Genomic DNA, 19,952 nt, shown 5'->3' on the forward strand with positions numbered 1-19,952 from the left:
AAGGATTTCCCATGAGCAACACCGTTCCTGCCGCGCCCGCTTCGCCGTTGAACCTCACGGTCGTCGGCAGCATCAACCTCGACATCACGGCCACAGCCAGCCGCCTCCCCTCCCCCGGCGAAACGGTGGGTGGCGCCGTCCTCCGCCAGCAGCCCGGCGGCAAAGGCGCCAACCAAGCCGTCGCCGCGGCCCGGCTCGCAGGCATCTCACGCATGGTGGGGGCGGTAGGCCAGGACGACGCCGGGGGGTCACTTCTGGACGCAATGGCCGCCGCCGGCGTCGACATCAGCAGCGTCGCCCGGGTGAACGAGGCAACCGGTACGGCGCTGGTACTTGTGGACAGCGACGGCGAAAACCAGATCGTTGTGTGCCCAGGCGCGAACGCCTCCGTTGCGCTGGATGGTGTCAGGTTCGAGGAACACGAGGCCGTGCTGTGCCAGTTGGAGGTGGACCAGGACGTGGTGTTGGAAGCCGCACGCGCCACCAAGGGCTTCTTTGCGCTGAACGCCGCTCCCGCCGCGCCGATCGTTCCTGAACTGCTGGAACGCTGCGACCTGGTGATCGTCAATGAGACCGAGTACGAGCTCATCCCGGCACTGAAGAACGCCCCGCTGGTAGCCGTGACCTACGGTGGCGAGGGTTCGGCGATCTTCGTGGACGGCGAACGCGTGGCAGAAGCCCCCGCCGTGCGCGTCACGGACATCGCCAACACCATTGGGGCCGGCGATGCCTTCTGCGCAGCCTTGGTACTGGCCTTGCAAGGTGGACTTGAGCACGTACACGCCCTGGCTGTAGCGAACGCCGTTGGCGCAGATGCGGTCCGCGACTCTTCGTCCCAGCCGGCACTTCGGACACTTGAGCACTACATCGAGGCGACACGGCCTTCCCTCGCGGCGGGTTCGGCCGCCACCAGGTAGTCGGCCCAGCGTTTCAGGGCAACTTCCACCGGCGGGTGGTGCAATCCGGACGCCTCCGCCAAGGCGCGCGCCGCCGTCGTCGGATAGCTGTCCTCAGACAAGAACGTCAACGTTTCCGGATCTGCTCCGGTGAGTTTGGCGGGCAGTCTCTTCAGCAGTCCGCTGGGGATCCTCAGCCGCGGAACCTTGACGGTGAGGTGCTGCCCGAGCATTGCCAGCAGCTGTGGAAGCGGCGGCGTGGCTTCATCGAGCACCCAGTACGAGGCGTTTTCGGCCTCGGACCTGGTGGGAATCAGCGCCATGAAGGAGGCCAGATAGTCGGCGGTGACCACCGGGAGGAACGTGCGGTCGTTTCCGGGCAGCGCCGGCAGCTTCCCATGGAAAAGGTCCAAGATGGTGGTGGCGAGGCCGACCACCTGCCCGGATTCTCCGTTCACCGAATCGCCGATCACCGTGGCCGGGTTGACCATGGTGAACGGGATGCCCAGGGACGTCGCTGTTGCTTGCACGACAGCGTCGGCTTCCACTTTCGACCCCTCATACGCGCCTAAACGCTTGTAGAGCTTGGCGCGACGGGATTCGCTCCACGGCACCCCGGACGGGTCCTGGCCACCCACCCGGTAACCCGAAAGGTGCACCAGCCTGGTCAACGCCGGAAGTTCCGCGGCGAAGCGGACCACGCCCTCAGCACTGCTGACGTTCGCGGCGTAGGCCGCTTCGGCGGTCATGCCAAAAGCGAACGCCCCTGCGAGGTTGTGGACTTCGGTCACCGTACTGAAGACGCTCGACGCCGGATCCTGGCCCAGGTTTTCGCGGCTGAAGTCCACCAGGACGTGCGTCAGGCTCCCGTCCGCACCGTGTTCCGCCAGCCAATCGGTCAATTTCCCGAAAGAATGCCCGGTTCGTACCGCAGCCGTCACGGTCACATCCTGCATCAGGAGTTCGCGGACCAGCCACTTTCCAATATGGCCAGTGGCCCCGAATACCAAAGCATGGCGGGAGCTCATGCGCTTGCCTCCTTGTGAATTGCGTTCATCAGCGCTTTGAGCGTGCCGGCGGCCGCGTCCAATGGCTGGGTTGATTTGTGGGCACGGGACAGGATGAGGGAGCCTTCCACCAGGCTGATCATGGATGTCGCCAGAGGATGCGCTTGATCCGTTCCAAGCCCAAACGTTGAAAGATGGCTGGACACTGCGTTGATCCAAGCGTCATACACCTGGCTGCAGGCCTCCCGAAGTGGTTCGTTCTCCGAGGCCGCGTCCAAGGCAACGGATGAGACCGGACATCCGGCCTGGTAGTCGCTGTTCTCAAGGATGTCCTTGAGTTCACCAACGAGCGTGTCCACGACATCTTCCGGTGATGAGGATGACGCGGTTGCCTCACTGACCAGTTGGCCGAATTGTTCGCCGGCCAATTCAACAGCAGCAATTCCGAGTTGGGTTTTTCCTTCGGGGAAATGGAAGTACAGGGAGCCTTTCGGCGCCCCGGATTGCGACAACACGGTGTTCAGCCCGGTCCCGTGGTAGCCGTTCAGCTGGATCAGGGCCAGCATGGACTCGACCAGACGCTGCCGGGTCGCGAGTCCTTTGGGGTAGGAAGAAGGCATATGAAAAAAATAGACCAGTCTATATATTTCTGTCAAAAGTCCGCCGCCAACCTTCAGTGCTACGATTGCTACGGAGGTTAGACATGACAACTATTCCGCACCGCGAGCTGCGCAATCAGAGCAGCAAGATCCTTGAACGCGTCAGAAATGGCGAGGTCATCGACGTCACAAACAATGGTGAGGTTGCCGCTACGCTCATTCCGCCCTCCGCGTCCCCGTTTGAACGTCTGCTGCAGGCCGGTAGCGTTCGCCCGGCGTCAGGGTCACCCGTGGACTTCCGGTTCCTGCCCCGCGTCGAAAGCGATATGACCACTGCCGCGATACTGGCCGACCTCCGCGGCGATCGGTGATCGTCTACGCGGACACCTCCGCCATCTTGAAGCTCGTTGTGCAGGAGCAGGAATCCGAGACCCTGGCCGCGCACCTCTACGATGCGACAGTTTCCGGAGGGCACCTCGTTGCCTCAATGCTTTTGTACACCGAGCTTCACTGCGCGGCACGCCGCTGCAAGCTTCCCTTTGACCTTGTCAACGATGTCCTTGCGGGCATCAACCTGGTGGATGTCACGCGCTCGGATCTGATGTATGCCTCCGCGCTGCCCAGGCAACTCCGCAGCGCAGACGCCATCCATCTGGCAACCGCAATCAGACTCCAGGCGGACTCCCTGGTGGCCTACGACGAAGAGCTGCTCCTGGCTGCGAAGGAATCCGGACTCATGACGGTCTCACCCGGCGCCTAAGGTCTCGCCGGGGCCCTAGCCCACGATCCGGAATCCAGTGAAGCCTCCGGCAGCTTCGGAGATGTCAATGTCGACGTTTTCCACCCGGCCCGGGGCCTGTGAAGACTGAAGCCACTTCGCCATGTGGTCGATGTCGCCTGCCGACCCCTCGGCCACCAACTCCACCGAACCATCAGCGTTATTACGGACCGTGCCGGTCAAGCCCAGTTCGTCGGCTTTCCGGGCGGTCCAATAGCGGAAACCCACCCCCTGGACGACGCCGGTGACATGTGCCGTGAGCCGCTTCCCCACAGAGTTCATGGACCCACCTTAACCAACGCTGCCCCTGCCCGTCGCCTCTCCGCGCAACGGAGTACGTGACGAACAAGGGCAGCGCTGAGCCACTGAAAATCAGCTCACTACGATGTCCCGCGTGGCGTGGCTGTACGTGATGGTGACGGGACCGCCGTCGTGGTTCAACTCGTGGTTCGCGCCGTCACGGGCGCCAAACGCGCCGTAGTTCTCATACCACGAGCGGTTCAGCGCGATCTTGTAGGTGTAGAAACCCGCCGGAAGTTCGGCGGTGAGCGTCCACACCTGGGCCAAGGGGCTGAAGGTCATCTGCGCCTCGTCATACTGCGGTGCCCAATCCTCCGGAGCGCCGAGGATTTTGTTGAAGTCACCGGCAATCGCGACGGCGTCCGGCTGCGGCACGGTCTCGACGGCGGTGGTTGCCGCTGCCTTGGCGGGAGCCTTCCGGCTGGCAGGCTTCTTAGTGGCGGCAGCTGCCTTCGGAGCCGACACCTTGGCTGCTGCCACCTTGGGCTCCGCTACCTCGCCGGCCGCGACCTTCGGCGCCGTTTCCTTCTTTGCGGCGGCACGCTTGGGAGCGGCTACGCGCTTGGCCTTGGCCTTGGCAGGCGGGGCGGTCGGAACCGGAACGTCGGCAGGTACCGGTGTTCCGGCGTCGAGCGCTGCGGCGAAAGCTGCAACATCCGCGAACGCGACAGTCGCGCGAAGGCCGTCTTCGGGGATGGTCCAGCCCGAACGTCCCTTGACCAGCCAGCCTGCCTTGACCAGCTTGGCCGAGGCAGTGGTGAGGGTCTTGTGGCCGCGCGGGATGCCGCCGCTGAGCAGCTCGGCCTCGTGGTCGTTGAAAGGAACGCGTGCAGTCGCTTCGGCCAGCACTTCGCCGGCGTTCAGCGTTGTCCCGGACCATACGCCCTCTGCGAGGATGTCCAGGACGGCCTTCAGACGAAGGTTGGTGTTCTCGGCGGTGTTCGCGCCCATGCTTCTCCTTCTACGGGGGATATTCCCTTGCAGTTTGCCAATGAATTGTTAATTCCCGCGACTGCAGCAGGTAAACACCGTGTGTCGTGACTGAGTGTGACATCACAAGCGGCGCAAGTGATGTACGGGTATCGGCTGCAGCGGTTCAGGCGCCCGTCACCGATGTTTTGACCCATTCGGTCACCTCGTCCAGGAGCTCTGCTTTTCGTGCGTCCGAAGCAAAGGATGAGCGGATGGAGTTGGCCGCGAGCGTAGCCTGCTCGGGCACCGAGAACTTCAAGACCTCCACGAGGCGCTCATAGTTATCGTCCACGTAGCCGCCAAAGTAGGCGGGGTCGTCGGAATTGACGCAGACGTTCAGGCCAATGGCCAGCATTTCCGGCAGCGGGTGGTCCTCCAGCTTGTCCACGGCGCGCAGCCGGACATTGGACAACGGACAAACGGTCAGCGGCACCTGCTCGGCGACCAGCCGCTGCACCACATCGGTGTCCTCCATGCACCGGATGCCGTGATCGATCCGCTCAACGTGCAGCAGATCCAGCGCCTCCGTGATGTACGAGGCCGGCCCTTCCTCGCCGGCGTGGGCGATCCTTCGAAGCCCCGCCTCGCCGGCACGCTGGTACAGGCGCTCGAATTTCGACGGCGGGTTGCCCACCTCTGCTGAGTCCAGGCCGATGCCCGCGATGGGAGCATGCATGGCAAGGAGCTGTTCCAGCACCTCAACGGCAGATTCCTCGGACATGTCCCGCAGGAACGCGGCAATCAGGAGGGTGGAGACGCCAAAGTCCTCTTCGGAGGTTGCCAGGGCGTTGGCCACTCCGTTGACGCAGGTCTCCAAAGCCACACCCCGGGAAATGTGGGCTTGGGGATCCATCATGATCTCCGCGTGCCGGACTCCCCCGGCGGCTGCCCGCTCCAGGTAGGCGCGGGTCATGTCGGTGAAATCCTGCTCAGTCTGCAGGACAGCCATGTTGGCGTAGTAGAGGTCCAGGAAGGATTGCAGATCCGAGAATTCGTACTTCCCGCGCAGTTCTTCAATATCTTCGTACGGCAGTTCAATGCCGTTGCGTTCGGCCAGGGCAAAGATCAGCTCTGGCTGGAGGGTCCCTTCAATGTGCAGGTGCAGTTCGGCAACCGGGGGTGCCGTGGTGGTTGTTTTCTCGCCAATAGTTTCCACCCGATAACTCTAGGCCCGAACACGGGCACGTGTCCCGGAGCACTCAACTTGGTTCTCACGCCCGGCACCCTCAGACTGAAAGGATGCAGACTTTCCTCCCCTTTGCCGATTTCCGTGAGAGCGCCGCGGCACTCGACACTTCAAGGCTCGGCAAACAACGCGTCGAAGCCCTCCAGGTCCTCCGCGCGTTGGTGATCCCGGAGTATGGTTGGCAGTCCCACCCGGCCGTCCGTATGTGGATGGGGCACGTTCCCGCCCTCACCCTCTACGGCTTGGCCATGGCCGACGAATGGATGGAACGGGGCCACCCGGACAACACGCGCAGCAACATTGCCGAGTTCGCTCCGCAGGCGGCCCACCCGGACTACGCCTCCAGGATCATCATGCCGCCTTGGTTGGGACACGAGGACCTGCACATCAGCCACCGTTCCAAGCTGATCAGCAAGGATCCCAAGCACTACGCGCAGCTCTTCCCGGGCACCGAGGAGAAGCTGGAATATGTGTGGCCAGAACCCAACCATGAATTCCACCCGGAGGATCCCGAAGAGGACCGCCTGTTCATCCTGCGCTCCGCCGTCGGGGACCTTAGGCCCGAAGAGCTCACCACCGTGAGCATGCCACCCCATGGCAAGGCACGTTCGGCTGCTCCTTCAGCCGATGAGGAATACCAGTTCGTTTACGCCGAGGAGAAGTCGCGGCGGCAAGTCGGCGGCCCCAAGAAGCGTCCCGTCAAGCCGCAGGAAAAGAAGCCCACGCGCAAGCGCCAGGCCCAGGAGAAGGCCTTCAGCACCCTTCCCGGCAAGACAGAGATCGCGGTCCCGTTCGACGGCGGCAGCACCTTCGCCGTCGGGTTGATCCACGGCCGTCCCATCACGGTCGATGGTCAGTTCGCCCGAAACTTCGAGGTCACCAACGTCATCAAGCGCTCTGATTTCGACTACCCCGCGCTGCTGCAGGATCCCCGGGTGTTCTTCCCGGTCCCCGCACCGGCGCTGTAGCGGAGCTTTCCACCAACACAGGGAGGGCCATGGATTTCCAGCACATCATCGAGTCCGTTGGCAGGTACATGGACGCTGCGGGCGTGGCCGTCATGGTGATTGGAGCGTTGGTCTCCATTCCCATGGCCCTCCGTGGCTACCAACCCGAACGCGCCCCGGAACTGGAACCGTTCACGCCGTACCGCGCCTATCGACAATTGCTGGGACGCTCCATCTTGCTGGGTTTGGAGCTCCTGGTGGCCGCCGACATCATTCGTACCGTCGCCGTAACCCCCACCTTCGAGAGCGTTGGCGTCCTGGCGATCATCGTGCTCATCCGGACCTTCCTCAGCTTTTCGCTGGAGCTGGAGATCACCGGCCGCTGGCCATGGCAGAAGGAAAAAAGCTCCGGCACCAGTGAACCGCTACGATCGGATCCATGACGCAGCCGTGGGTACCGGACATTCTTGGCGAGGGTTTCGAGCAACAGACTTTGGAGCTCGACGGCGGTGCTGTCGCCACCTTGGTGAGGTACCTTGGCACCGGCCCGCACCGGCCCGACTCTTCTGAACGCGTTGGCCTCGACGCCGACGTCCTCTACGTTCACGGCTGGTCCGACTACTTCTTTCAACGCCACCTCGCCGAGTTCTGGCACCGGGCAGGCGCACGGTTCCACGCCCTGGACCTGCACAACTATGGCCGCAGCCTCAGGCCGGGGCTGGTCCCTGGCTTCGTGACCAACCTCGCCGAATACGACGCCGATATCGCCGCAGCTTTGGAGGCCATGGGCCGCTCCGGGACCCAGGACCGGCCGCTCATCCTCCTCGGCCACTCCACCGGCGGCCTCACCCTGAGCCTGTGGGCCTCCCGTCACCCCGGGGTGGCCTCCGCACTGATCCTCAACAGCCCGTGGTTGGAGTTCCAAGCCACCGAACTCGGACGCCGAGCCATTGCACCCTTGGTGGGCTTGCACGCCAAACTCCATCCACTGGCACCGCTGCCTCCCGTGGATCCGGGGATCTACACCCGGGCAGTCTCGGCGGCCCTGGACGGTGAATGGGACTACAACCTCGATTGGCGTCCCGATCGCGGATTCCCACTCACGCCCGCCTTCCTTGACGCAGTGTTCCGCGGACAAGCCACGGTGGCCGCAGGCCTGGGCATCGACGTGCCAGTGCTTGTGATGCTTTCGGACAAGAGCTACCTGCAGCCGAAGTGGTCCGCCGACGCCCTCACCGCAGACGTAGCCCTCAATGTGGACGCTGTGGCCCACCGATCGTTGTCCCTGGCGGACACTGTCACAGTGAGCCGGCTGCCCAACGCCTTCCACGACATCTTCCTGTCGCCGGAACCCATCAGGAAGGAAGCGTTCGAGCGGATAGGACGTTGGCTGCCCAGAAGCAACGCGGGGTCACTTATGGCCCAAAATCCACCCCTGGATGGGCCATAATAGTACGGCGGGGTTCCCTATTTGCCGAGCCCGGCCCGGCGCAGGGCTTCGGCCATGGCTGTGTTGGCCGGAGCGGCCGGCGACTGCTGCGGCTTGCCTTGGCGGGGCCCACCCTGCCGCGGGTTGCCCTGCCGCGGGTTGCCCTGCTGCGGCCGTCCTTGGTTTCCGCGACGATCCCCCTCGCGCGGACCAGCCGAAGTACGGCCGCCTGAGGTGCGGCCGCCCGCGGTGCCGGGTTCGTCGTCGAGCCTCAACGTCAGCGAGATGCGCTTACGTTCGGGATCGGCTTCCAGCACCTTGACCCGCACCACCTGGCCGGACTTCACGATTTCCCGGGGGTCGGAGACGAACTTGTTGGACAGTGCCGAGACGTGCACGAGGCCGTCCTGGTGCACCCCGACGTCGACAAAGGCACCGAACGCGGCCACGTTGGTGACTGTGCCCTCCAGGATCATCCCGGGCTTGAGGTCGGAGATCTTTTCGATGCCTTCCGAGAACGATGCCGCCTTGAACGCGGGCCGCGGATCACGTCCGGGCTTCTCCAGCTCGGACATGATGTCCTTGACCGTCGGGAGGCCGAACGTACCGTCAACGAATGCCTGCGGGTCCAAGGCAGTGGCCGGGCCACCACCGGCCGCCACAAGGATCTTGCGGGCCACGGAGTAGGCCTCAGGGTGAACGCTGGAGGCGTCCAGCGGCTCCGCTCCGCCGGTAATCCGAAGGAAGCCGGCGCACTGCTCGAACGCTTTGGCACCGAGGCGCGGCACCTTCTTCAGATCGCTGCGTTTGGCAAAGGAACCGTTCTCATTCCGGTAGGCCACGATGTTCTCGCTGAGCAGCGGCCCGACGCCTGCCACGCGGCTCAACAACGCAGGCGAGGCCGTGTTCACATCCACACCCACCGCGTTGACACAGTCCTCCACCACGGCATCCAGGGAACGGTCGAGCTTCGCAGCCGTGACATCGTGCTGGTACTGCCCGACGCCGATGGACTTGGGCTCGATCTTCACCAACTCGGCCAAGGGGTCCTGCAGCCGGCGGGCAATCGACACGGCACCGCGGAGGGACACGTCCATGCCCGGGAGTTCGGATGCCGCGAGCGCTGAGGCGGAGTAGACGGATGCTCCGGCCTCGGACACCACGAGTTTCTGGATTCCCTTCGATCCTGACGCTTCCAGGGATTTGATGAGTTCGGTGGCCAGTTTGTCCGTTTCACGGGACGCGGTTCCGTTGCCAATGGCCACGAGTTCAATGTTGTGCTGCTTGGCGAGCCGTCCAAGCGTGGCCAACGCTTCATCCCACTTCTTCGCCGGAGCGTGCGGGTAGATGGTGTCGGTGGCGACTACCTTGCCAGTCCCGTCCACCACGGCGACCTTGACGCCGGTGCGCAGGCCCGGATCCAGGCCGAGCGTTGCGCGGTTGCCCGCCGGCGCCGCGAGGAGGACGTCACGAAGGTTGGCGGCGAAAACACGCACTGCCTCATCTTCGGCATCGGCAAACATGCGGCCACGAAGGTCCGTGGTGAGACGGTCCAGAATACGCCCGCGCCAGGCGAGCTGCGCTGTCTGCGTCAGCCAAGCGTCGGCCGGGCGCCCCTGGTTCGAAACCCCAAGGCACTTGGCCACAGCGTTCTCGTACTTGCCACGGGCGGCGGCCAGGGCGTCGTCGTCGGCCGGGTCTGCCTCGGCGAGGTCGAGCTCCAGGACGCCGTCCTTTTCGCCGCGCAGCAGGGCCAGGACGCGGTGCGAAGGCATGCCGGACGGCACCTGCGTGAACTCGAAGTAGTCCTTGAACTTCTGGCCCTCGGCTTCCATGCCCTTCTTGACCCGGGACACCATGCGGCCTTGCTTCCACAGGCGTTCGCGCAGGTCCTCGGCGAGGTCGGCATCCTGGCCCACGCGCTCCACCAGGATGGCACGGGCGCCGGCGAGCGCTGTGGCTGCGTCGTCAATGGAGTGCTCTGCATTCAGGTACTTCGCGGCTTCGGTGGCCGGGTCCAGCTGCGGGTTGGCGAGAAGGACGTCTGCCAGCGGCTCCAGTCCGGCTTCGCGGGCGATCTGGGCTTTGGTGCGGCGCTTCGATTTGAAGGGCAGGTAGATGTCTTCCAGCCTGGCCTTGGTATCGGCCCCGACGACGGCGGCTTCCAGTTCCGGGGTCAGCTTTCCTTGAGCGGCAATCGCCTCGAGGACGGCCTTCCGCCGCTCTTCGAGCTCGCGAAGGTAGCGGAGCCGTTCTTCAAGGTCGCGGAGCTGGGTGTCATCGAGCGTCCCGGTGGCTTCCTTGCGGTAGCGGGCGATGAAGGGGACGGTGGATCCGGCGTCGAGCAGTTCCACCGCCGCCTTGACCTGCCAGGCTTTGACGCCTAGTTCTTCGGCGATCTGTGCGTGGATGGCGGAATCAGCTGACTGGTGTTGGAGATGTGAAGTCACCATGACAGTTTGCCTCACCGGGCCGACAGTTTCAGGTCGGGGCATGTTTGGGCGGCTGCGTTGGTGCGGAGGAACGGGCCGCGAGGCGTTCCTCCACGGAGCGCTTCGCGGCGGCTGGATGTTGGCGACTGGATCCTAGTGGGCCATGTGCTCCTTGGCGGAGATGTGCTCCACCATTTCGCCGACGCGTTGCTCGGTGTAGTTGCGGGCAATATCCCCCTGGCTGATGATGCCCACCATGGCGTGGTTGCTGATGACGGGAAGCCGGCGGACCTGGTGTTCTTCCATCATCCGGATGGCCTCGTCCACGTTGTCATCTGCGTCGATCCAGTACGGCTTACCCTGGGCGAGCTCCCTGGCCAGGACCTCTCGGGCATCCTTTCCTTCGGCAATACACTTGACCACAATGTCGCGGTCGGTGATGACGCCGGTCAGTTTGCCGTCGTTGCCGCAGATGGGAAGTGAACCACAGTCCATATCCCGCATCATGCGGGCGGCCACTTCAAGAGTCTGGTCCTCGACGACGCACTTGGCATCGGTCGTCATGAATTCACGTACGACACTCATGGGTCCTCCTTCATCGATTGGGTTCATCGACGCGGGAGCTGCGGGGTCCTCGGAAATGCTGCGGATGGGGGTCCTTCGGCACCGGCGCCGATGATGCCAGATTACGCCGGGCAGGTAGCCCTGAACAGACGGAATTCAGTCCTCGGCAATATCCTCGGCCCACAGTTCAGGGTGCTCTTGCTGGAAGGTGCGCATCATGTCCACGCAACGTTGATCGCCCAGGACAATCACCTCAACGCCGCGGGCACGCAGGAGGTCGAACTCACCGGGGAAGGTCGCGGCCTCCCCCACCACCACGCGGGGGATCTTGAACTGGATGATGGTTCCCGTGCACATCGCACAAGGTGCCAGGGTGGTGTACAACGTGGTGTCGCGGTAGCTCTTCTGCCGTCCCGCGGCACGCAGCGCGGACATTTCGCCGTGGGCTATCGGGTCGCCATGCTGGACGCGCTCGTTGTGTCCGCTGGCGATGACTTTTCCGTCGCGGGCCAAGGCTGCCCCGATGGGGATTCCGCCCTCGCTGAGGCTTTTCTGTGCGGCTTGGTAGGCGGCTTCAAAGGCTGCGTCCGTGGCATGGGTCGATTCAGTCATGGGGGCAGTCTAAAGCTGAGGCACGCTAAATTGTCGGGGCCCGCTGATAGCTTGGCTAACAAGGGTATTCACAGCAAGGAAGGCAGGTGGCCCTCGGTGTTCTTTCTCGATCCGGAGTTGGCTGGCGCCCCGCAGGACCTGGTCTTCTCTGCCAGCGATCTCGTCATCGCCGCTACGTGTGAATACCAGTTGCTGCGGAAACTTGATGAAAAGCTTGGCCGCACACCACGGCCTGACTTCCCCACTGATGCCATGCTGGAACGCACTGCCGAGCTTGGAGATGTCCACGAGCACAAGGTCCTGGACGGGTTCGTGGCTGAGTTTGGGCCATGGGACCCGGCTACAGGCAAAGGCGTTTACGACGTCGAACCCGCCTCAGCAATGGACCGCGCCACCCTGAGGGCCAAGCATGCGGAATCCATCGACGCCCTGGTTGGCGGAGCGGACGTGGTGTTCCAGGCCGCCTTCTTTGATGGCACCTTCCATGGTCGCTCGGATTTCCTGGTGAAGAAGCCTGGCGGCCAGTATGCGGTCTTCGATACCAAGCTGGCCCGGCATGCCAAGGTCACGGCGCTCCTTCAGCTTGCCGCTTACGGGGACCAACTCCTGAAGGCCGGCATCACACCGGATCCCACAGTCACCCTGGTGCTGGGGAACCGGGTACACAGTGACCACCCTCTCTCCCAGATCTTGCCAGTGTTCAAGGAACGTCGCAGCCGTTTCCTGGATCTGGCCGCGACCCACATGGCGGAGTCCGGAGCTGCGGAGTGGGGAGATCCCCGCTTCACAGCCTGTGGCCGTTGTGATTACTGCGCGGAGCAGGTCCTGTTGCACCGGGACCTGCTCATGGTGGCAGGCATGCGGATCAGCCGGCGCAAAAAGCTGATGGAAGCCGGAGTCACCACCATCGACCAACTGGCCGCCATGCCGGCCGAGGGCGACCACACCCAGCTTCGACTGCGCGAACAAGCCCGGCTGCAGACCGGCGTCGGGTCCCCTGATGGCACGGTCAGCTATACGGATAAGGCAGGCGAGTCCAAATCCGTCAGTTACAACGTCCTGGCCGACAACACGCTGGGCAGGCTTCCCGAACCTGACCCTGGCGACATCTTCTTCGACTTCGAGGGCGATCCCCTGTGGCAGGACCCGGTCACGGGAAAATGGGGCTTGGAATACCTGTTCGGCGTCATGGAGAACCCCGTTGAACCGGGGGCGTCACCGGTATTCCGTCCTTTCTGGGCGCACTCCCGGGCTGAAGAAGGCAAGGCCTTCGTCGACTTCCTGGACTACGTCGCCAAGCGCCGTGCACAGTACCCGGGCATGCACATCTACCACTACGCGGCCTACGAAAAGACCGCCCTGCGGAACCTGTCCCTGACGCACGTGATGGGCGAAACCGCCGTTGATGACCTCCTCAAGCAAGGCGTCCTGGTGGATCTCTATGACACCGTTCGGCACAGTATCCGGGTCTCTTCGAACTCCTACAGCATCAAGAAGCTGGAACCCCTTTACATGGGACAGCACTTGCGTTCCGGTGACGTGACCGACGCCGGTGCCTCCGTGGTTGCCTACGCCGACTACTGCACGGCCCGGGACAGTGGCAAGGCCGCCCTGGCCACCCGGATTCTCGAGAGCATCCGGGACTACAACGAGTATGACTGCCTCTCCACGCTGGAGTTGCGCAACTGGTTGCTGGCCCGGGCCACTGAGCGCTCCATCGTGCCGGGCTCGCTCAGTGAAGAACCCGATGACCGCGGGAACGGCGATAAGGACGCGGCCGGTTACGAGGCTGCCCCCGAGGAGACAGCCCTATTCGAGTACTTGGCGCAGCTTTCCGAAGACGAACGCTCCAGCCTTGATGCACGGGCCATTGGAATTGTCGCAGCAGGGGTGGGCTACCACCGGCGCGAGGACAAGCAACACTGGTGGGGGCACTTCGACCGTCTCGAGAAACCCACTTCGCAGTGGGATGACGCCAGGGACATTTTCGTTGTGGACCACGCGGAGCTGCTGCAGGATTGGGCCAAACCCACACCCCGCAGCAACCCGGTCCGGATGGTCAAACTGCTCGGACGGTCGGGGGACGGTGCGGGCCTGGACCCGGGCAAGACATACTTCAGAATGTACGGTCCCCCGCTGCCGGATGCGTTGCTGGCCAAGGAATCGTCGGTGCTTGGCCGTGCCGGCTGGGGAAATACGAAAGTCAGCGAGGTTGGCGACGACGGGGACTTTGAATTCGTCACCATCGCCGAAGGCCTGCGCAAGGATTCCACCGAGTTCAGCCAACTGCCCATGGCACTGACCCCGGACAGCCCGATTCCCACGAACGGCCAACGGGCAGCGTTGGCAGCCCTGGCCACGCGGCTCCGGGCTTCCCTCCCGGAGTGGCCCAAGGACGCTGCGCTGGACCTGGTCCGCCGGCAACCGCCCAGGCTGCGCACTCTTTCTGCGCTTCCTGCCGTGGAACCCGAGCCGGACGGATATGTCGACGCCATTACGGCGGCCGTCAAAGACCTTGACCACTCCTACCTTGCGGTTCAGGGGCCTCCGGGCAGCGGAAAGACCCATGTGGGGGCGCACGTGTTGGCCCGGCTCGTGGCTGACGGCTGGAAAGTCGGTGTGGTGGCGCAATCCCATGCCGTGGTGGAACACATGCTGTGTGCCGCCGTCGAGAAAGCCGGCGTGGACCCTCAGCGGGTGGCCAAGGAGGTCAGGCACAACGACCCCGTGCCCTGGAGCGGCTGCGGCAAGGCAGACGTCAGCGAGGCCCTGTCCATGCCCGGGGGCGCCCTGATCGGCGGCACCGCCTGGGCCATGGTGGGAAAGGAAGTGCCGGAAGGATCGCTGGACCTGCTGGTTATCGATGAAGCCGGCCAGTTCTCCCTGGCCAACACCATGGCCGTCTCGCGGGCGGCCAAGCGGCTCCTGCTCCTTGGTGATCCCCAACAGCTTCCCCAGGTCACCCAGGGAACGCACCCCGAGCCGGTTGACGAGTCCGCGCTGGGCTGGTTGTCCGACGGCCACAACACCTTGCCGTCGGAGCTCGGCTACTTCCTGGCCCTGTCATGGCGCATGCATCCGGAACTTTGTGGTGCTGTCTCGGAGCTGTCCTATGACTCCCGGTTGGAGGCGGCTCCCGCAGCCTCGCATCGCCGGCTGGACGGTGCAGAACCTGGAATCTCGTGTGTCTACGTCCAGCACACCGGCAACTCCACCAGCTCGCCCGAGGAAGCGGCCGAAGTGGTGCGGCAAGTACAGGCGCACTTGGGCCTCACGTGGTTGGACCCCTCCCAATCACCGCAAAGCCGTTCCCTCGACGAGGCCGACATCCTGGTGGTAGCTCCCTACAACGCGCAGGTCCAGCTCATCAAGCATCTACTGCACTCAGTGGGTCTGAACAAAGTCCGCGTCGGCACCGTGGACAAGTTCCAAGGCCAGGAAGCTCCTGTGGTGATCGTGTCCATGGCTGCCTCCGCTGCAGGTGAGGTTCCCAGGGGCATGGAGTTCCTGCTCTCCCGCAACCGCATCAACGTGGCGGTGTCGCGCGGCCAGTGGCGTGCCGTCGTCGTCCGTTCGCCTGAGCTGACCAACTACCTCCCGACGCATCCGGAGGGGCTGGAAAACCTGGGCGGTTTTGTGGCCCTCTGCCAACGCGCCTCACCCACCTAGGGGACAGTTAGTGCTCCATTGGCGGCCCATAGCGACGTTAGCTGTCCCCTGGTTGGGCTGCTTGGTTGGGGAGGGCGAGGGCTTCGTCCAGGACCCGGCCGAAGTTCGCGGCGTCGTGCGCGAAGCGGCCCAGGAAGAGCCCCGAGACACCGCTGAGCTGCGGCAGGAGGCCCGGCTTCGCTGAGCCCCCGTAGATCACCGGCAGCCCCGACAAGCCGTGCTGCCCCAGGGCGGCGCGCAGCGCGCCAACAACAGCCGAGACGTACCCTGCCGAGGCAGGTTCGGGTGCGCCGATCGCCCACACAGGCTCATAGGCAATGACGAGCCTGGCGGCCAAGGACCAGTTGCCGGACACAGCGGCGCCGATCTGTTCGAAGACAACATCGGCGGCAACCTCCGGGGCTGACTCCTCGTTCTCCCCCACGCACAGCAACGGCGTCACGCCGGATTCGACGGCGGCGTCCACTTTGCGCGCGATCATCGCGTCAGACTCCGCAAACCACCGCCGGCGTTCGGCGTGCCCGATTTCCACCAACCCGACGCCGAGTTCGGCGAGCATCGACGGAGCCACTTCACCGGTCCACGGACCGTCCGACCACCCGCAATTCTGCGCCCCCAGAACCAGCGGCGAATCCGCCGCAAGGTCTGCCGCCGCAGGAAGAACCGGGAAGGAAGGGATGACAAACGGGACCACCCGCCCGGCCGCGAGGGCCGGACGGGCGTCCACTTCTTTCACCAACTGCTCCAGCCACGCCAACGATTGCGCGTAGCCCATGTACATCTTGGTGCTGACTCCTACATACAAGGCGTCAGTGTCCAACAGCATCACTTGTCCAGCAGCTCATCGGCTTTGTTGGTGAAGGCGCGCGTTCCGAACATCATGATTGCTGCCAGGAAGGGCAGAACACCCAGGGCGTACACACCCATGGTTCCCGTGTCCGAGGCCGTCATTTCGTTGACCGAGGTGCGCAGGATCGGTGCGACGAAACCGCCCAGGTTTCCCAGGGAGTTGATGAGGCCGATACCGGCCGCTGCGGCAGTTCCGGTGAGGAACGCCGTCGGGTAGGACCAGGCGATGGGACCGATCGCGAGGAAGCTGCACACCGCCAAGGTGATGAAGATGATGCCAAGCGTCGGCTGGTGGTTGGCCCCGGCCCAAGCGGAACCGAAGATGCACAGGCCCGTGGAGACGAACAACGCCGTACCCCAGCGACGCCGGCGCAGAACCGTGTTTGCTGCCTTTCCAATGAAGAAGCAGGCAAAGATGCCGAAGAACCACGGGATGGCGGTCAGGAGTCCGACGGCGAGTCCAACCTTTTGGCCGGTCAGCTGGGACACCTGCTGCGGAAGGTAGAACGTCACGCCGTACACCGCGATCTGCAGGCAGAAGTAGATGATGGTGAAGTACCAGACCTTGCCGTTCCGCATCGAGGCGAGGACGCCGCGGGGACCGGATTCTTCCTTCACCGTGTCCTCGAGGGCCATGACATCGGTGAGGGCTCCCTTTTCTTCCTTGCTCAGGAACTTCGCGTCCTGCGGGCTGTTGATCAGGAAGAAGAAGGCGGCAATACCGGCCAGCACAGCCAGCATGCCTTCGACGAAGAACATGACCTGCCAACCAGCTACGCCCGGAACCTGGTCGCCGATGTTGATCAGCCAACCGGACAGCGGCGCACCGATCATCTGCGAGAACGGCTGTGCCAGGTAGAAGATGGCGAACATCTTCACGCGTACCTTGTTGGGGAACCAGGCCGCCAGGAACATGATCACGCCCGGGAACAATCCGGCCTCGGTCACGCCAAGCAGGAAGCGGAGGATGATGAACGAGACTTCGCCTTGCACGAATGCGAAGCAGGCCGACACGATGCCCCACGTGACGGCGATGCGGGCCAGCCACATTTTGGCACCAAACTTGGTGAGCAGAAGGTTGCTGGGGATCTCGAACAACGCGTAGCCGATGAAGAAGATACCGGCACCGAGCGCGTAGGCCCCGGCAGTGATGCCCTTGTCCACCCCAAGGGCGGCTTCGGCAAAACCAACGTTGGTGCGGTCAAGGAAGGCCACCACGTACAGAATGACCAGCATGGGCATCAGCCTGAATGAAGCCTTGGATATTGCCGACTTCAAAACCGGCGAATCCAGCAACTCCTTGGTGGAAGTTGATGCGACGGACATTGAAACTCCTCTTTGAGTAGTCAGTTGGGGATAACCAAAGCGGGTTATCAGCGCGGGAAGAGAATGAGCACTAGGCCCACGGCGCAGGCGAGCACGCCCACGGCAAGGTAGATCTTCCGTTCTCGGGTCCAGGTCTTCATCGACGAAGGCCCTAGTGCATGTACAACCCGCCGTCCACATTCAGCGTCTGGCCGGAGATGTATCCGGAGTCCTCGCTGATGAGGAAGGCGATGGCTGCGGCGATGTCGCGGGTGGAGCCGACGCGGTTCACCACGAGGTCCTTGACCAGTTCGTCCTTGCGCTCCTCGCTCAACGTGCCGCCCATGATGTCGGTGTCGATGGGGCCGGGCGAAATCGCGTTGACGGTGATGTCGTACTCCCCCAGCTCGCGGGCTGTCGCGCGGGTGAGGCCAATGACGCCTGCCTTGGCAACCGAGTACGGGGTCTTCGAGAAGGTGCCACCGCCGCGCTGCGCCGAAACGGAGGAGATGTTGACGATGCGGCCTACGCGGTTCTTCACCATGGACTCAGCCACGCGCCGGGTGGCGTAGTGGACACCGTTGAGGTTGATGCTAAGGACCCGCTCCCATTCGGCGGGTTCAAGTTCCAGGTACCCGATGGGCGAGCTGACGCCGGCAACGTTGGCCAAGGCCACGATCTGGGGCAGCTCTGCTTCGAGCTCGTCGATGGCTGCGCGGACCTCGGCTTCGCTGGCCACATTGGCGCCTACGCCGTGTGCCTGGACTCCGTATTCTGCGGCGATTTCCTTGGCCGCGGCCTTGCAGGCGGCGTCATCGAGGTCGATGATGCCGATGTTCCAGCCCTGGGCGGCCAAGTAGTTGACGGTCGCGCGGCCAATGCCACGTTCGGAGACAGCTCCGGTAACGATTGCCGTCCGTGATGCGGGAAAAGTCATGTGTTTCTCCTGTTAGTTGATAGGTGCCGGGCCGAGCTCTTCAATGAGCTTCTGCATGGCGACGTAGGCCTTGTTGCGGTAGGCGATGAGTTCCGGGGTCCGTTCGGCGGGAACGTTGAGGAAGCCCGCCCCGGTCTTGGTCCCGAGCTTGCCGGCCTCGACCAGGTCGGAGAGGATCTTCGGCGTCGCAAAACGCTCCGGGAAGCCGGTCTGCAGCGACTTGTAGCAGAAGTTGTAGACATCCAGGCCCGCCATGTCGGCGATGGCGAACGGCCCGAAGAACGGCAGGCGGAAGCCGAACGTCGTACGGACCAGGGTGTCGACGTCGTCCGCTGTTGCGATGCCCTGCTCCACCAGCTGCGCCGCTTCGTGGAACAGCGCGTACTGCAGGCGGTTCAGCACGAAGCCGGTGACATCCTTGACGACGGCCGTCTGCTTGCCGGCGGCGTGGACCAGGTCACAGGAGGCGGAGACCGTGGCGGCCGAAGTGCCCGCGTGCGGGATGACCTCGACGCCGGGAATGAACGGCGAGGGGTTGGAAAAGTGCACGCCCAGGAAGCGCCCCGGATTGGTGACGGCCTCGGCCAGGGCAGCAATGGAGATGGTGGACGTGTTGGAGCCGATCAGGGCGTCCGGGCGGGCTGCCGCACTGATCCGGGCGAGGGTCTGGTGCTTGATTTCCAGGACCTCGGGAACGCACTCCTCGATGAAGTCAGCGTCCGCAACGGCTTCCTCGATGTCCTTTGCAGCCCACAGGTTCTGCTTGAGGATCTCCGTCGAACCCTTCGGGAAGAGCCCGTCGGCGATGAACTGCTCCGACTCTTCCAGCAAACGCTCGTAGTTCTTCTGCGCTACCTCGGCAGAAACGTCGGCCAGGGCAACGCGGGCGCCACCAAGCGCCAGGACCTGGGCGATGCCGCCGCCCATGTAGCCGGAGCCGACGACGGCGATCTTCCGGGCTTGGTTTTCTGGTGTAGTCATTGATCAGACCGCCTTTGTGTAGTCGGGTTCGTAAGAGCAGATGGCGTCCACCTTTGCGGCGGAGGCGGAATTCTCGTCAAAGCGGTGTCCGAGCCATTCGCCCACCAGCTTTTTGGCCAATTCCAGTCCGATGACGCGCTGGCCGAGGGTCAGGACCTGGGCATTGTTGCTCAGGACGGAACGCTCCACGGAGTAGGAATCGTGGGCCGTGACGGCGCGGATGCCGGGAACCTTGTTTGCCGCGATGGCTACGCCGAGTCCCGTGCCGCAGATCAGCAGCGCCCGGTCTGCTTCGCCTTCGGCCACCTTGCGGGCGGCATCGACGGCGACGTGCGGGTAGGCGGTGGAATCGTCCGGTCCCACGCCGACGTCTGTCACGGACGCGACGCGCGGGTCAGCTTCCAACAGTGCCAGGAGGGCGTTCTTGTATTCCACGCCGGCCTCGTCATTGCCGACGACGATGCGCCAGCCTTGGGTGTTGCTCATTCT

Annotated in this window: 20 protein-coding genes; 7 read left to right on the forward strand and 13 right to left on the reverse strand. The window is 63.8% G+C overall.

All coding sequences use genetic code 11. The features are described from left to right. Nucleotides 1-11 precede the first annotated feature (11 nt). Nucleotides 12-917 carry a ribokinase gene (locus FDP28_RS15620; RefSeq protein ID WP_144662458.1) on the forward strand — a complete coding sequence of 302 codons (906 nt, stop codon included), beginning with the start codon at nucleotides 12-14 and terminating at the stop codon, nucleotides 915-917. Here FDP28_RS15620 and FDP28_RS15625 read toward each other — a convergent pair. Further along, a complete protein-coding gene (locus tag FDP28_RS15625; RefSeq protein WP_144662459.1) occupies nucleotides 863-1,924 on the reverse strand; it encodes an SDR family oxidoreductase in 1,062 nt (353 codons plus the stop codon). The genes FDP28_RS15620 and FDP28_RS15625 overlap by 55 nt on opposite strands. Then, complete coding sequence (locus FDP28_RS15630; RefSeq protein ID WP_144662460.1) at nucleotides 1,921-2,523, reverse strand: TetR/AcrR family transcriptional regulator; 603 nt, start codon at nucleotides 2,521-2,523, stop codon at nucleotides 1,921-1,923. Before FDP28_RS15630 ends, FDP28_RS15625 begins: the two co-directional genes overlap by 4 nt. Nucleotides 2,524-2,606: 83 nt before the next feature. Here FDP28_RS15630 and FDP28_RS15635 point away from each other — a divergent pair, with 83 nt between their 5' ends. Together FDP28_RS15635 and FDP28_RS15640 are read left to right on the forward strand one after the other, a co-directional pair. Beyond that, nucleotides 2,607-2,873, forward strand: a complete 267-nt coding sequence (locus FDP28_RS15635; protein ID WP_144662461.1) for a type II toxin-antitoxin system Phd/YefM family antitoxin — start codon at nucleotides 2,607-2,609, stop codon at nucleotides 2,871-2,873. Further along, nucleotides 2,870-3,262 (forward strand): type II toxin-antitoxin system VapC family toxin, encoded by a 393-nt coding sequence (locus tag FDP28_RS15640; RefSeq protein WP_144662462.1) that lies wholly within the window; start codon nucleotides 2,870-2,872, stop codon nucleotides 3,260-3,262. The genes FDP28_RS15635 and FDP28_RS15640 overlap by 4 nt, the downstream gene beginning before the upstream one ends. Before the next feature lie 15 nt (nucleotides 3,263-3,277). On the opposite strand, the gene FDP28_RS15645 is transcribed toward FDP28_RS15640, so the two are convergent. The 3 genes from FDP28_RS15645 to FDP28_RS15655 all read right to left on the reverse strand — a co-directional run bounded on the left by FDP28_RS15645 (nucleotide 3,278) and on the right by FDP28_RS15655 (nucleotide 5,708). Continuing rightward, complete coding sequence (locus FDP28_RS15645; RefSeq protein WP_144662463.1) at nucleotides 3,278-3,562, reverse strand: acylphosphatase; 285 nt, start codon at nucleotides 3,560-3,562, stop codon at nucleotides 3,278-3,280. A 90-nt stretch (nucleotides 3,563-3,652) separates the two neighbouring features. Further along, entirely contained in the window at nucleotides 3,653-4,531 is an 879-nt protein-coding gene (locus tag FDP28_RS15650) for a pullulanase X25 domain-containing protein (protein WP_144662464.1), read from the reverse strand. A 145-nt stretch (nucleotides 4,532-4,676) separates the two neighbouring features. Continuing rightward, complete coding sequence (locus FDP28_RS15655) at nucleotides 4,677-5,708, reverse strand: adenosine deaminase (protein WP_144662465.1); 1,032 nt, start codon at nucleotides 5,706-5,708, stop codon at nucleotides 4,677-4,679. Nucleotides 5,709-5,791: 83 nt separating this feature from the next. Between FDP28_RS15655 and FDP28_RS15660 the strand changes: the two genes are divergently transcribed. From FDP28_RS15660 to FDP28_RS15670, 3 genes are read left to right on the forward strand one after another with little or no spacing between them, the layout of a single operon-like run. After that, entirely contained in the window at nucleotides 5,792-6,706 is a 915-nt protein-coding gene (locus FDP28_RS15660) for an MSMEG_6728 family protein (protein WP_144662466.1), read from the forward strand. A 29-nt stretch (nucleotides 6,707-6,735) separates the two neighbouring features. Further along, a complete protein-coding gene (locus FDP28_RS15665) occupies nucleotides 6,736-7,128 on the forward strand; it encodes a DUF1622 domain-containing protein (RefSeq protein WP_144662467.1) in 393 nt (130 codons plus the stop codon). Further along, complete coding sequence (locus FDP28_RS15670; RefSeq protein WP_144662468.1) at nucleotides 7,125-8,135, forward strand: alpha/beta hydrolase; 1,011 nt, start codon at nucleotides 7,125-7,127, stop codon at nucleotides 8,133-8,135. The genes FDP28_RS15665 and FDP28_RS15670 overlap by 4 nt, the downstream gene beginning before the upstream one ends. 17 nt (nucleotides 8,136-8,152) lie before the next feature. On the opposite strand, the gene FDP28_RS15675 is transcribed toward FDP28_RS15670, so the two are convergent. The 3 genes from FDP28_RS15675 to FDP28_RS15685 all read right to left on the reverse strand — a co-directional run bounded on the left by FDP28_RS15675 (nucleotide 8,153) and on the right by FDP28_RS15685 (nucleotide 11,722). After that, the gene (locus tag FDP28_RS15675) at nucleotides 8,153-10,567 is read right to left on the reverse strand and encodes a Tex family protein (RefSeq protein WP_144662469.1); all 2,415 of its coding nucleotides are present in this window, start codon (nucleotides 10,565-10,567) and stop codon (nucleotides 8,153-8,155) included. A gap of 132 nt (nucleotides 10,568-10,699) precedes the next feature. Next, a complete protein-coding gene (locus FDP28_RS15680) occupies nucleotides 10,700-11,131 on the reverse strand; it encodes a CBS domain-containing protein (protein WP_144662470.1) in 432 nt (143 codons plus the stop codon). 135 nt (nucleotides 11,132-11,266) lie between these two features. Next, nucleotides 11,267-11,722: a nucleoside deaminase gene (locus tag FDP28_RS15685; protein ID WP_144662471.1), complete on the reverse strand. Its 456-nt coding sequence runs from the start codon at nucleotides 11,720-11,722 to the stop codon at nucleotides 11,267-11,269. A 96-nt stretch (nucleotides 11,723-11,818) separates the two neighbouring features. On the opposite strand from FDP28_RS15685, the gene FDP28_RS15690 reads away from it, so the two are divergent. After that, the gene (locus FDP28_RS15690; protein ID WP_144662472.1) at nucleotides 11,819-15,391 is read left to right on the forward strand and encodes a TM0106 family RecB-like putative nuclease; all 3,573 of its coding nucleotides are present in this window, start codon (nucleotides 11,819-11,821) and stop codon (nucleotides 15,389-15,391) included. Between the two features lie 37 nt (nucleotides 15,392-15,428). On the opposite strand, the gene FDP28_RS15695 is transcribed toward FDP28_RS15690, so the two are convergent. The 5 genes from FDP28_RS15695 to FDP28_RS15715 form a co-directional block, all read right to left on the reverse strand. After that, nucleotides 15,429-16,217, reverse strand: a complete 789-nt coding sequence (locus tag FDP28_RS15695) for a triose-phosphate isomerase family protein (RefSeq protein WP_144662473.1) — start codon at nucleotides 16,215-16,217, stop codon at nucleotides 15,429-15,431. After that, nucleotides 16,217-17,566 (reverse strand): MFS transporter, encoded by a 1,350-nt coding sequence (locus tag FDP28_RS15700; protein WP_144662474.1) that lies wholly within the window; start codon nucleotides 17,564-17,566, stop codon nucleotides 16,217-16,219. The genes FDP28_RS15695 and FDP28_RS15700 overlap by 1 nt, the downstream gene beginning before the upstream one ends. A gap of 151 nt (nucleotides 17,567-17,717) precedes the next feature. Further along, nucleotides 17,718-18,482, reverse strand: coding sequence for an SDR family NAD(P)-dependent oxidoreductase (locus FDP28_RS15705; protein WP_144662475.1), 765 nt, complete (start codon nucleotides 18,480-18,482; stop codon nucleotides 17,718-17,720). A gap of 12 nt (nucleotides 18,483-18,494) precedes the next feature. Then, on the reverse strand, nucleotides 18,495-19,463 hold the full coding sequence (locus FDP28_RS15710; RefSeq protein WP_144662476.1) for a 3-hydroxyacyl-CoA dehydrogenase family protein: 969 nt from the start codon (nucleotides 19,461-19,463) through the stop codon (nucleotides 18,495-18,497). A 3-nt stretch (nucleotides 19,464-19,466) separates the two neighbouring features. Beyond that, on the reverse strand, nucleotides 19,467-19,949 hold the full coding sequence (locus FDP28_RS15715) for a ribose-5-phosphate isomerase (RefSeq protein WP_144662477.1): 483 nt from the start codon (nucleotides 19,947-19,949) through the stop codon (nucleotides 19,467-19,469). Nucleotides 19,950-19,952 lie beyond the last annotated feature (3 nt).

Source organism: Paenarthrobacter nicotinovorans (assembly GCF_007670255.1).
Lineage (GTDB): Bacteria > Actinomycetota > Actinomycetes > Actinomycetales > Micrococcaceae > Arthrobacter > Arthrobacter nicotinovorans_B.

What these genes read in the sequence shown, in the direction of transcription:
- FDP28_RS15620 (WP_144662458.1), top strand. Translation starts at nt 12, where the DNA reads ATGAGCAACACCGTTCCTGCCGCGCCCGCTTCGCCGTTGAACCTCACG.
- FDP28_RS15625 (WP_144662459.1), bottom strand. Translation starts at nt 1,924, where the DNA reads ATGAGCTCCCGCCATGCTTTGGTATTCGGGGCCACTGGCCATATTGGA.
- FDP28_RS15630 (WP_144662460.1), bottom strand. Translation starts at nt 2,523, where the DNA reads ATGCCTTCTTCCTACCCCAAAGGACTCGCGACCCGGCAGCGTCTGGTC.
- FDP28_RS15635 (WP_144662461.1), top strand. Translation starts at nt 2,607, where the DNA reads ATGACAACTATTCCGCACCGCGAGCTGCGCAATCAGAGCAGCAAGATC.
- FDP28_RS15645 (WP_144662463.1), bottom strand. Translation starts at nt 3,562, where the DNA reads ATGAACTCTGTGGGGAAGCGGCTCACGGCACATGTCACCGGCGTCGTC.
- FDP28_RS15650 (WP_144662464.1), bottom strand. Translation starts at nt 4,531, where the DNA reads ATGGGCGCGAACACCGCCGAGAACACCAACCTTCGTCTGAAGGCCGTC.
- FDP28_RS15660 (WP_144662466.1), top strand. Translation starts at nt 5,792, where the DNA reads ATGCAGACTTTCCTCCCCTTTGCCGATTTCCGTGAGAGCGCCGCGGCA.
- FDP28_RS15665 (WP_144662467.1), top strand. Translation starts at nt 6,736, where the DNA reads ATGGATTTCCAGCACATCATCGAGTCCGTTGGCAGGTACATGGACGCT.
- FDP28_RS15670 (WP_144662468.1), top strand. Translation starts at nt 7,125, where the DNA reads ATGACGCAGCCGTGGGTACCGGACATTCTTGGCGAGGGTTTCGAGCAA.
- FDP28_RS15675 (WP_144662469.1), bottom strand. Translation starts at nt 10,567, where the DNA reads ATGGTGACTTCACATCTCCAACACCAGTCAGCTGATTCCGCCATCCAC.
- FDP28_RS15680 (WP_144662470.1), bottom strand. Translation starts at nt 11,131, where the DNA reads ATGAGTGTCGTACGTGAATTCATGACGACCGATGCCAAGTGCGTCGTC.
- FDP28_RS15685 (WP_144662471.1), bottom strand. Translation starts at nt 11,722, where the DNA reads ATGACTGAATCGACCCATGCCACGGACGCAGCCTTTGAAGCCGCCTAC.
- FDP28_RS15695 (WP_144662473.1), bottom strand. Translation starts at nt 16,217, where the DNA reads ATGCTGTTGGACACTGACGCCTTGTATGTAGGAGTCAGCACCAAGATG.
- FDP28_RS15700 (WP_144662474.1), bottom strand. Translation starts at nt 17,566, where the DNA reads ATGTCCGTCGCATCAACTTCCACCAAGGAGTTGCTGGATTCGCCGGTT.
- FDP28_RS15705 (WP_144662475.1), bottom strand. Translation starts at nt 18,482, where the DNA reads ATGACTTTTCCCGCATCACGGACGGCAATCGTTACCGGAGCTGTCTCC.
- FDP28_RS15710 (WP_144662476.1), bottom strand. Translation starts at nt 19,463, where the DNA reads ATGACTACACCAGAAAACCAAGCCCGGAAGATCGCCGTCGTCGGCTCC.
- FDP28_RS15715 (WP_144662477.1), bottom strand. Translation starts at nt 19,949, where the DNA reads ATGAGCAACACCCAAGGCTGGCGCATCGTCGTCGGCAATGACGAGGCC.